The following is a 12,430-nucleotide window of genomic DNA, read 5'->3' as shown; positions in this document are numbered from 1 at the left end:
TTTATATGAACAGCATTAAAAGTATCCTGCTCGTTAGCATACTCTTTTTATCTTCGATCAGTTTTGCTCAAACTACTGAAGAAGCAACGCTTAACCGACAAGATTTTAAAGGTACAGCAAACAACACTGTTAGTGTCACTAGTTATGAGAAAGGAAATTCTCACTATGTCTATTCTGGAGGAGATGGTGGAAATATAGACGTTTTTTCCCTTGATCAAAACGGAGCACTTTCTGCGATCAGCAGACATGAACTTGCTATTGGTAAAGGTCCAGCGAGAGGATTGGTAGCTTCTCAAATCAGTGGAACTGATTACCTTTTTGTGGGAAATAAAGGAGCAAATGCAGTAGAAGTATTCAAAATACTAGAAAATGGCTCACTAGAAAGAGTCTTTATTCTAAACGATACTGACGAAACGTATATCGGAACAGTCATTACGCTACAGGTAATCAAAATGAAAAATGCGGCTTACCTTTTTGTCGGTGGTTTGGAAAAAACACCGGGTTTAAGCTGTTTCAAAATTCAGTCTAACGGTTCTCTAACACATGTACAATCCCAAAAAGACAATGATAAAATTCACACGGATGGTATCATTGGGATGTATGTACATAAAATCAATGGAAAGACTTATCTGTACACAGGAGGTTTTCAAGACAATGGTCTAAGTGGTTTTAGAGTTTATGAAAGCGGTCGTTTCAAAAACATCACAAATATCAGTGATAATACAACAGACCGTTTCTTGACAGGTACGTATCCTGTTACAGGTGTTACTTTAGGAGACAACCACTATGTAGTGGTAGGACACAGACACCACAAATACTACAAAAGAATCAACTTCATCAAGAAGAAAGATTTCGTTTATCACGGAGATGCGGTGAGTGTTTTCAAGGTAAATAAGAGAGGTGAACTTCTTCCTCATTCTACCCTAATCGATGACGAAACAACATTGCTTTCGGGTCAAACAAGAATCGAAATTCTGAAGACCAATGATGAAGAAGCAATTGTAGCGGTAGGAACAAGAGATGACGAAAGCATTCAGCTTTGTAAACTGAATAAAGAGGGAGTACTATCACCTCTGTCTTCTCTAAAAACGGGTTTTCCTATCTATTACGGTTTGAATGCCTTGAAAGTAAAAGATGAATTACTTTTCATTGCAGGAGCAGTTCGTTTTGACCTAAAACAGTTGGTGAGTTATAAAGTCGCTCTCAACAGCCCTAGCACAAAAGGTAAAGTCTTGAGACATGTTGTCAATCTTAAATTCAAGGCTGACGTTAGCCAAAACAAGATCGATGAAGCCGTAGCTCGATTCTCGAACCTAAAAAATCAGATTCCAGAAATTGCTCATATGGAATGGGGCTTAAACAACAGTACAGAAGGGCATAGCAAAGGTTTCCAATACTGTTTTACTTTGACATTTAATAATGCGCATGGCAGAGAAATCTACCTTTTCCACAAGGCTCATTTGGCTCTTGTACAAAAAGTAGGACCATTATTAGATGACGTTTTTGTAATGGATTATTGGACTCTAAATACAAGTTTACAAACTCCTTGATGAGGGTATTCAATTAAAACAACGATCAGTTATTGTGGGTGTATGAGAGCGTAAAGTCAGAATGATTTTCTTGACTTTACGCTCTTTGTTTTATCATCGAGTTATCATTAGCAGTATGAGTATAAATGTGACAAGTTTATAAACTATCATGAATATTTTTACTTCTTAATAATTTCGTCTATGCAGATAATGGTACTAGAAAGAAACAGGTAATGGCTAAGACGTAAAAAAATAAGAGCAATAATTTGATATTTAATTCTACAATGAATGAATGTGTAGCATTTATTGGTTTGATAATATATCTGGTGATAACTATAAATAGTAATTAGTAGAAGAAATGAGTTTGAATACTCATTTATTAAAATAGAAGCTAACACCTTTGAAAATATGAAGTGGGAAGATTTTGTACGTACTTTAAATGTTGTGATTGGTCTTTCCATAGCCCATTTATTTCAGACCTTTTTACAATTGGACCATGAAGGCTGGATGTATATTACTATTATTGTCATTTTAGCACCAGCAGATGATGTTGAGAAAGCATTTAAAAAGGCAAGACACAGAGCAATTGGGACATCGATAGGTGGTCTAGTTTCTTTAGTAGGATATTTTATTCTTTATAAACTGCATTCAGTTCAATTTTATTACATCGTTATTTGTACAGGCTTTGTTTTAGGAATTTATAATGCAAGTAAAAAATATCCCTATGCAGCAACACTGACTTCTATGACAATTTTTATGGCCAACTACGAACGAGCTCAAGTCTTAGAAGTTGCCGTGTGGCGTTTAGGTAATGTTCTTTTAGGATGTTTAATTGCTTACGGTATATCATTCTTTTCTATGAAATATTTTAAGCATTCTAAAGCCTAAAGTGTGGATTGTTGTATTGAGAATAACATCATGTACAATTTGCTTTCTAGCGAGGAATATTCGTGCTAATCTCACTTTTCATTAAATATTATTATTTAATATTTAATTATATCAATATTTTTTACCTTTTTTAATTGTTAAAAAAGTTGTCTTTTCTTTAACAGAGTGAATATGGCAGCTACTCACAAGATTTTTTTACCATTTTTACTTAAGCAACAAAATCACACGACTATCTTGAGATCTATACAAACTTTACTTCTATATATCATAGTATCATCACCGCTATGGGCTAATTCTTTAGACAGTTTGAAGCATGAACTATCTAAGACTGTTGAAATAGAAGATCGAGCCAAACTATTATATGAACTTTCGCAAGTTTATTTCAAGTCTGACCTTGACATGTCATTGAATTACTTAGAGGAAGGGATTTTATTATTGAGCCAAGAACCCAATTCTGAATTGCTCGGAGAATTCTATAAAAACAGGGGGAATGTTTATCTGACCAAAGGCTTTTTAATTAATGCGAAAGAATCGTATTTACAAGCAGAGAAAATATTTACAGAGTTAGGAGCCTCGAAGCTTAGGATTAGAACACAAATCAATCTAGCCTTATTAGGGCAAAGAGAAAAGCAGTTTGAAAAGTCGGAAAAAGAGTTTCTCAGACTTATAAAGGAGCTGGAAAAAATGGATGATACTTTCTCAGAGAAGTATTTACCTCATATATATTTGAATTTAGGAGCCTTATATGACAACACCGATAACCCTCAAAAGGCAATTCAATCCTTATACACAGCATTAAATTATTGTAAAGGAGGTGTTCAAGATAATCTTAGAGGTAAAGTCTTGCACAATATGGCGATCCAGTATCTAAAATTGGGGAGATTGGATGATGCTCTAAATTCCATTGAAGAGGCTTATGATATTAAGCAGAAAACAAATGATAGGGGTGGTGTAGTAAATTCATTGAATATTCTCGGTAATATTCATCGACTGAAAGGTGATTTTGATATAGCCTTACCAATTTATGAAGTAGCTTTGGAAAAGGCTGAAGAACTTAATTCACCGACTCACATGAAAGACACATACAATAATTTGTATGTCTATTATGAAGAAGTAAAAGAATTTGAAAATGCTATTTTTTACTTAAAGAAGTATAAGGAATATTCAGATTTACTGCTTTCTGAAACCTATGAAATACAGTTGGAAAGATTTGAAGAGCAGCACGAATTGGAATTGGCTCGACAAGAACTTATTGATGAAAAACAAAATCAGCAATATGTTATAATAGGACTAAGCGTCTTGATGAGCTTAATCTTGATAGTCTGTTATCTTATTTTTAGGTACTACAGATTAAACCTTAAGCACCAGAAAGCAAAAACAATACAGTATCAAACAGAGGTTGAGTTGACACAATCTGAGCAAGAAAAGATTAAGGTAATTAATGAAAAACTTCAAGCGGATATTTCCTTCAGAGATCGGGAGTTGACAACGAATATTATGCACCTGATGCAGAAGTATGAATTAATTAACTCGGTTTCAGAAAATATAGTAGCTTTGTACGACCAAGTTGATGCTAAAACCAAAAAGGCTTTAAGATCAATTGTTTTCAATTTACAGAATGACAAACAAGGAGATGTATGGAAAGAATTGGAAGTACGTTTTGAACAGGTTAATCAGGATTTTTATGATCAATTAAATACCCATTATCCGAAACTAACGCCTAATGAAAAGAAGCTTTGTGCATACCTATATTTGAACTTGAGCACAAAAGATATTTCTAGTATAACCCACCAAAGTACAAAATCAATTGAAGTTGCGAGATTCCGATTGAGGAAGAAATTGGGACTTACAAATACGGATACCGACTATCAAACATTTTTCAAAAACCTTCTTTCACAAGAGTAAATAGCATTTTAAAATGTTTGTGAATTTTTAATCTTTAAGTGTTTAAAATCAGGGTTTTGAGATTTTTTGTAGTGCCAATGTAGTAGTTGCTGTTGGGTAAATGTTGTGACCATCGTGGAGATTTGTTGGTGTACTATTTAGAGATGAATTGGTGAAAAACCAGTAAGCTTGCTTTATCAATTTTTTTTGAGACTAATCGACTTCTATGTCAAAGAAAAATCAAACTACTTCTTCTGATAAAGAAGATTTGATAAAGCTCATTGAGGATCGAAAAAAAGAGATTAATCTCTTAAAGAAGCTAATGCAAAAATTGGCTTCATCTTCAACCAATTCAATTACTAAAACTCACTCAAAATGATGAGAAGATGTTTACTCTTTGTCTTTTTGAGTCTGTGCTGTATTATTTCATCCCACAAGTATTACACAGCAACGGCTCAGGGAAGAACAGGTATTGTTAATTACAACAACCAAGGACAAGCGAAAGGAATCATTCGCGTAAAATTTGCTGAAAGTACAGCAGACAAACTTCAAACAGTTAGTTATGGAGGACTGAGTACAGGGCAATTAGGAATTGCCAGCTTTGACGCAGTATCAAAGCAATTCAATGGGCATCATTTGGAAAGAGTTTTTCCTTATGATGCCAAATTTGAACACAAACTAAGAAAGCACGGATTGCATCTTTGGTACAACATTGAGTACGATTTAGATGTAGACCCTACTGTGGTTTGTAGAGCGTATAACAATGTAGAAACGGTAGAGCTTTCAGAGCCAATTCTTGAAAAAAGACTTATTGGTGGTGAAAAAGGTGTTCGAGTATTGTCAGAGGAAGAGGTTGCTGCTATTACAGCAAATGCTTCTGCTTCTATGACAATGGATGACCCACTACTTTCTAGCCAATGGCATTATTTTAATGATGGAAGCCAAGCAGGAAAGAGAGCTGATGCTTCTATTCAATTGGATAAAGCATGGGCAGAAGTTACAGGTTCTACAAATGTTATTGTAGCTGTAACAGATGGTGGTATTGATGTCGATCATGAAGATTTGAGAGACAATATGTGGATCAACGAAGCCGAGCTTAATGGTGAAGACGGAGTAGATGATGATGGTAATGGCTATATCGATGATGTATATGGTTATAACTTCACCAATAACTCTGGAAACATTGATCCAGAAACTCACGGTACACACGTTGCGGGTACAGTAGCGGCAGTGAATAATAATGGTGTAGGTGTAGCTGGTGTAGCTGGTGGTTCTGGAAATGGAGATGGTGTTCGTATCATGGCCTGCCAGATTTTATCAGAAGGCGGAGGAGGAGGAGACCTCGCTTCAGCATTTATTTATGCAGCGAATAATGGTGCTGTTATCTCTCAAAACTCTTGGGGATATTTAGTTCCAGGTCAGTATGAGCAATCTGTACTTGATGCGATTGATTATTTTATTGCTGAGGCAGGTGATTATGAAGGAAGCCCTATGCGAGGTGGTATTGTTATTTTTGCCGCAGGAAATGATGGTAGAAATGCAGCATATTACCCTGGTTATTACGAGTCTGTAGTTGCTGTAGCATCTACTGATGGAACAAGAGACAAAGCTTCTTACTCAAACTTTGGATCATGGATTGAAATTGCAGCTCCTGGTGGAGATACTTGGCAGGGACAATCTTATGGTGTATTGAGTACGTTACCTGGTAATGAGTATGGTTACTTAGACGGAACATCAATGGCTTGTCCACATGTGAGTGGTATTGCGGCCTTAGTTGTTTCAAAACTAGGTGGAGGCGATTTTTCTCAAGATGTACTAAAGAATCAAATTGTATTTGCAGGTTTGTCACTCGATGAAACAGCTCCTGATTTTATTGGACAGTTAGGAACAGGTTTAATTGATGCAAGCTTAGCTATAAAAGAAAACTCAGGCATTGGTCCAGAGGTTACAACCGGATTAATAGTATCAGCAATCTCAAACGATTTTGTTGACTTGAATTGGACGGTACCTGCTGATGAGGATGATGAAAAACCTAGTAAGTTTAAAATCATCCTCTCGGAAGGTGCTTTTGATGAGAATACAGCGAGAGAAATTTTCGTATTCTCAGATGTAGCAGCAGGAGAGACTTATGAGTATAGAATTGAAGAGCTTACATCTTCTACAGATTATAGTTTGAAAGTACAAGCTTTTGACCGTTGGGGAAATCCTTCAGACTTGTCAGAAGAACTTACTTTTACGACTAATATGGGACCAGCGATGACATACCCAGAAGCGCCAAACTCATGGTCATTTGCTATTGATTTAGATGGTGATGTTACTGAGAGTACTGTTGTTGTTGACACATTTATGATTGGTAATACCAATGATGCACTTTTGGAGTGGGAATTGGAAACAAGACAAACAGATGTTTATGTTAAATCATGGGCAAATGCTAGTTTGGGTTACCCTCAAAATGCTGATATTTCTTTAGAGAGATCTCGTGTAATGCCACTTGATGTAGTTCGTAATGAAGATTATGAGCCACTTCGTGAGTTTAAAAACGAGTATCTTTACTATACGGAGTCATTCTATGCAGTTTATTTGATCGGAGATGAAGATTTGTCAAAATCAAATACAATCGCTGCAGCCTACTCTGTGTCTAATCCTGATGGATTCAATATCACAGAAATGGATGTTTATTTGAATAATATCTCTACAGGAAAAGCAACTGTAGAAATTTATCATGGAGATATTTTAGCAGATGCTAAATTGGTATTGTCAAAAGAAATTGAAGATACACAAGAAGGTTCTCATACTATTTCATTGGATTACAATGAATCATATTATGTACAGCAAAATGATATTCTGTGGTTAGTGGTAAAAGTACCAGCAGGTAACCGTTACCCAATTGGTATTAGCAGTATCACAGATCATCCAGATGCGGAGAGGTACCAATGGATTTCATTCGATGATGGAACATCTTGGAATAATTTAGCAGATGCTTTGCAAGAGCCAGGATGGGCATTTACTATGGGTGCATTTACTGACGAAGAATATCAAGGTGACTTCATTTCATTGACTCCAGCAAAAGGAATGATCAATGGAGTAGGAGAAACTGAGGTAGAATTCAGTGCAGATATTTCTCACTTGAAGAATGGTGATGTTGAGACTAATATCTTGATCAAATCTAATGATGAGAATGCAGCAGATGCTAGAATCTCGACTAAAGTTACAATTGCGGGTCAAGAACCAAACTTGATTACTCCTGGTATTGTGGATTTTGGTTCTGTTCAAGTTGGTTCTGAAAGAGAGTTGATCATCAGAATGGAGAACTATGGTTACGGTTTGTTTAAAGGTTCATTTACTTTCGAAGGTTTAGATGGTTCTCCTTTTGAAATCGTTTCTAAGCCATACAATGTAATGCCAAGAACTGCTGAAGACTTAGTAGTGAAATATGTACCTACAACTCCTGGTAACTCGAATGCAGTTTTATCAATCACAGATAGAAATGGTTACAAAGCAGTTGTAAATCTGTTTGGTAATGGTGAAGCACCAGCTGAGATCGCTGTTACACCTCAATCGCAAGTTCATTATTTGGCACATGGGGCTGCAGCTACATCTTCTATTATGATCAAGAATGAAGGTGATTACCCATTGGATTTCAACATTCCTAAATATAGCTCGAAACCAAGTAAAGAAGGTGGACATAAGTTTGGTTATGCTTGGGAGTTGAGAAATGATGGCTTCACTTGGGAAGAAATTGATGGAATGGATGGTACAGTTGATGTTACTGATCAGTTTAAGAGTAATCCTTTCCTTGACTTCGTAGAAGTAGATTTGAGCTTCAAATTCCCATTCTACGATACTTTAGTGAACAAGCTTTATATGTCGCATATTGGTTTGATCGCGTTGGATGATAAAGATCCTGTAAATGGTTCTTGGGGTGGTTTGCTAGGTTCTAGCTTTACTTCAAATGGGTACTTTGCGATTTATTACCAGTACTTTGATCTACTTCACGATACAAAACTACTTTATCATGTATTTGATGATCACGTAGTATTTGAATATAAAAATGTACATTCAAAAGTAACTCACGGATTATCTGGAGAACCAATGAACTTCCAATTGGCAGTTTACTACGATGGTCACGCAGAAATGAGATACCTAGATGTTTATTGGTCTGATGCTGATATTTGGGATCCTATGATGGGTATCGAGAGTCCTGACAAGCAAGATGGTATTTACTTCTATGATGTATATAGAAAACCAGAAAGATTGTTTGGGTATTGGGCGCAACCAACTTGGATTGATATCACGTTCCCTGGTTCAAAAATCATTTCAAATCTATCTCATACAAATGGTGTAGTTGCTGTTGGTGACTCATTGGAGATTACTTTTGATATTGATACTGACGGCTTGGTAGAAGGTGTGAATACGCAAAATATTGCGATCGAAAATAATGACCCATCTTTACCAATTGCACATTTCACAGTAAATGTAGATATCAATGAAGGTGGTGAAGCAATTGTATCAACTTCAGATAATACAGTTGATTTCGGTTCGATTTACAGAGGAACAGATCTATTCAGAGTGATTTCATTCCTGAATGATGGAAATAGCAATGCTGATATAGTATCGACTTCTTTTGCTGACGGTTCTAAATTCTCTGTAAACAAAGAGACATTTGAACTTAAAGCTAGATTAGGTACAACAGTAAAAGTTTACTTTGATGCTTCAGAGCTAGGTGAGTACTCAGATCAGATTACATTTACGGATGACATGAATAATACATATGTGTTTGATGTAAGTGCGAATGTTATCGGTGCACCTGCTATTGATTTAACTTATGATCAATCGTCATTCACATTGAATCATGGTGAGAAAGCTGAATTTACAGTAAATGTTTCTAACGTAGCAGGAGATACTACGCTTAGAATGTTGACAAAAGGAAGCAACTGGTTATATGAAAAGAAATCTGATGTTGGAGCAATGTCTCTACCATCGTTGAGAGACTTTGAATATTACTTCAATCATAATGATGATGCATTGATTGGTCTTGAAGATCCTGATGCACCACTATTTGACTGGATTGAGATTGTAACAAATGGAGAAGGTCAAAAATTGGATTTCGATCAATCGATCATGTCTGCTAAGATTGACTTTGAGAAACCATTTATGTTCTACGGAGAAGAGTATTCTACTGCTTGGATGGGTTACCCTGGTATTATCACATTTACTGAGCCTGTTCAATTAGCACCAATCATCAACAACGTTATTCCTTTTGAAGATAAGTTTAACAACTTTATCGCTGTATTCTGGGGATTAACGGGTTATGATTACTTCGATGAAAATGATATGAAAGGTATCTACTTCAAAGAGTTTGAAGATAAAGCGGTATTTACTTACTACCGTTGGGTACATTCGTTCGGAGAAGGAAATGGTGGATTGGTAGAAGCTCAAGTTGTTTTGTACTTGGATGGCAGAATCAAAATGCAATACAAAACAATTAACCAAGAGACAATTGACCAATGGAATCACAATTTGGTAGTAGGAGTTGAAAATATTGATGGTACAGAAGGTACAATGGCGAATTTCTATAGAAGTCTGATTAAAGATAACTTAGTAATTGAGTTCACGCCTTCAGAAGTTATCAATATTGCTGCTGGAGAAAGTAAAGACATTACTTTTGAGTTGAACGCAACAGAATTGATTGGAGGAGACTATGTTACTAATCTTACTTTTGTAAACCATACGCCAAACAGTGAAGATATTTCAATTCCTGTAAACTTGACTGTAAATGGAGAGTCAGCATTGTCTTGGAATGTTGAAGAACTTGACTTGGGTGATGTTCTTTATCAACCAGGATGGTGGACAAGACATCAGTTTGCAATTGAAAATAAAGGTACAGCTCATCATACTTTAGCTGAAGGAGAAATTGAAGTGATTTCAGATTCAAACCTTGGTTTAGAATTCTGGGGAACTTTAGAGGAAGTTAACCCTTGGTTGCCATTCCCTGCTATTCCAGGATTTGTAGACTATAACTTATTCTTGAATCCATTCTATAAGCCTTTAGTAATTAAAGTAAATGAGGTTGTAGATGCTCAAGTAGTTCTTAAGCCAACTGAACCTGGGGTATATGAAGATACTCTTAAATTGAACTATGCAGATGGTAGTATGCATGAGCTTTTAGTGAAAGCTAACTTCTATTTGCCTCCAGTATTTGAGTCTGATATGGCTGATACTTTAGCTGTTGTAGCTATGGTAGAAGATCACCAAGAGGAAATGTCATTCAACATCAGTAATAAAAATGGCGAATATCCTCTACATTATCAGTTTGCAATTGATTATCAGTACCAAGGAGAGGTAATGATGCCTGATTTCTCTTCTTCGGCAAGTGCTGTAGCTCTAATGATAAATGAGTTTGTAGGGATTACTTCATATGCAAATGCAGTAGCAGATTCGAATTTCTATCAAGCACTTTATTACGGAGCAGAAGATATCGAAATCTCAAATTCACTTGGATATGGTGGTAGTCAAGAAATGACTTCTATGACTAAATTCATCGCTCCAGAAGGAGGTTTTGGTTTATCACATGTATCTACTTGGTACAGACCAGAAGGACTTGAGAATGGAAAAATCAAAGTAGAAGTAATGACAGGAACGATTGACAATCTTGTTACACTTCATACTGAGACATTTACTACAGAAACAAGTTCTTCAGAACAAACGGGTAAAGCAGAGTTGTTTGAATTGAGTGAAGAAGTATTATTCTTCTCAGGTGAAAATATCTATGTAGCCTTCACTTATGAAGCAGATGCTACATACCCTCAAGGTTTGATCGCATTAGACCAGACTTATGCTGAAACGTTCTATTTCGTGGCAGATGACGGCTTGATCGATATTACAACTGATACAAGATTTGCTACAACAGGTTACTATGCTAGAGCGTATGCTCAAGATAAAGTAGATGGTACGTGGTTCAAATTGAGTCATGATGAAGGTGTAATCGAGATGGGTGATAGCCTAGATGTAACTGCTAGTTTTGATGCTAGATTCAGAAGAGGAGCAAATGAGTTGATCGCGAAAGTAGCGATTATCACAAATGACCCTGATTTGTCTGAAGATGAAAGCTCATTCATCGCGAGTATGTACATCAACAAAGGCCCACAAGTTTATGGTAACGTTGAAAAGCAGAGCATGAATGAGGGAGATACATTAATGTTAAGTTATAACTTAATGGATCCTGAGTCTCATGACTTCACAATTTCGATCGAGAATCTCGATGATTTAGGTACAGCTACAATTGAAGGTAATCAAGTGAATATTTCACTTACACCGTCTTTTGATCATTCTGGTATGCATTCATTCGATATCGTTGGTGTAGATGAATATGGAATTACAACAACTGCTACTATTGATGTAGAAGTAATGAATGTCAACAGAGCTCCTGTTGCAGAGGAAATTGATACAATTGTAATTGACTTGGGAGAAGTATTCTACTGGGATGCTACACAAGCGATCACTGACCCTGACGGAGATGAGTTGACTTATGGTATTGCCGACAATAACGATGGAATTGTTGTTTCAGGTTTTGCTAATAATGAGTTTATCATTTCAGCTATCAAAGAAGGTGAAACAGAAATTGCAATTACTGCTTATGACCCAGAAATGGCATCTGTAGTAAAAGTAGTATCTGTAATTGTTAGAGAAGCATTAGTTACAGGAGTAGAAGATGAGATCCTTGCAAACAAGTTCAAGTTGATGAACTATCCAAATCCAGTTACAGCAAGTACTAAATTCTCATTCGATCTTACAGAAGCAGCTGATGTGAAGATTATGGTTTATAACATGCAAGGTCAATTAGTAGATAGCATTGAAGCAGGTAGAAAGTCTGTTGGAACTTCAGAAGTGGAGTATGACACATCTGTACTTCAATCAGGTATGTATATCTACACATTGATTATTGATGGAACACCAAAAGTATTCAATAAGCTTATTAAATAAATAATAGGAATGAAGGTCTTGTAAAAGGCCTTCATTGAATTAGTTATACCTTAATACTCTCAACTCTGTTGAGAACTGAGTTTGCCCACTAAGGTCTCAAGAACTTTTTCGGAAGTTATCTTGGGACTTTTTTATTTAATTAGAGG

General features: G+C 36.1%; 4 protein-coding genes. All 4 read left to right on the top strand.

Going from position 1 to position 12,430, the window contains the following annotated elements; genetic code table 11:
* The first annotated feature begins 5 nt into the window (after positions 1–5).
* Complete coding sequence (locus BC781_RS00305) at positions 6–1,550, top strand: Dabb family protein (RefSeq protein ID WP_109615256.1); 1,545 nt, start codon at positions 6–8, stop codon at positions 1,548–1,550.
* Positions 1,551–1,937: 387 nt separating this feature from the next.
* On the top strand, positions 1,938–2,417 hold the full coding sequence (locus BC781_RS00300; RefSeq protein WP_109615255.1) for an FUSC family protein: 480 nt from the start codon (positions 1,938–1,940) through the stop codon (positions 2,415–2,417).
* 171 nt (positions 2,418–2,588) lie between these two features.
* Positions 2,589–4,322, top strand: a complete 1,734-nt coding sequence (locus BC781_RS00295; protein ID WP_109615254.1) for a tetratricopeptide repeat protein — start codon at positions 2,589–2,591, stop codon at positions 4,320–4,322.
* A gap of 354 nt (positions 4,323–4,676) precedes the next feature.
* Positions 4,677–12,284 carry a S8 family serine peptidase gene (locus BC781_RS00290; protein ID WP_109615253.1) on the top strand — a complete coding sequence of 2,536 codons (7,608 nt, stop codon included), beginning with the start codon at positions 4,677–4,679 and terminating at the stop codon, positions 12,282–12,284.
* Positions 12,285–12,430: the final 146 nt, after the last annotated feature.

The sequence above is a fragment of the Sediminitomix flava genome, from assembly GCF_003149185.1.
Lineage (GTDB): Bacteria > Bacteroidota > Bacteroidia > Cytophagales > Flammeovirgaceae > Sediminitomix > Sediminitomix flava.
This window is presented reverse-complemented; position numbering and strand designations above follow the sequence as displayed.

Excerpts from the sequence above, each read along its gene's own strand:
- BC781_RS00295 (WP_109615254.1), top strand. The coding sequence starts at position 2,589 with ATGGCAGCTACTCACAAGATTTTTTTACCATTTTTACTTAAGCAACAA.
- BC781_RS00305 (WP_109615256.1), top strand. The coding sequence starts at position 6 with ATGAACAGCATTAAAAGTATCCTGCTCGTTAGCATACTCTTTTTATCT.
- BC781_RS00290 (WP_109615253.1), top strand. The coding sequence starts at position 4,677 with ATGATGAGAAGATGTTTACTCTTTGTCTTTTTGAGTCTGTGCTGTATT.
- BC781_RS00300 (WP_109615255.1), top strand. The coding sequence starts at position 1,938 with ATGAAGTGGGAAGATTTTGTACGTACTTTAAATGTTGTGATTGGTCTT.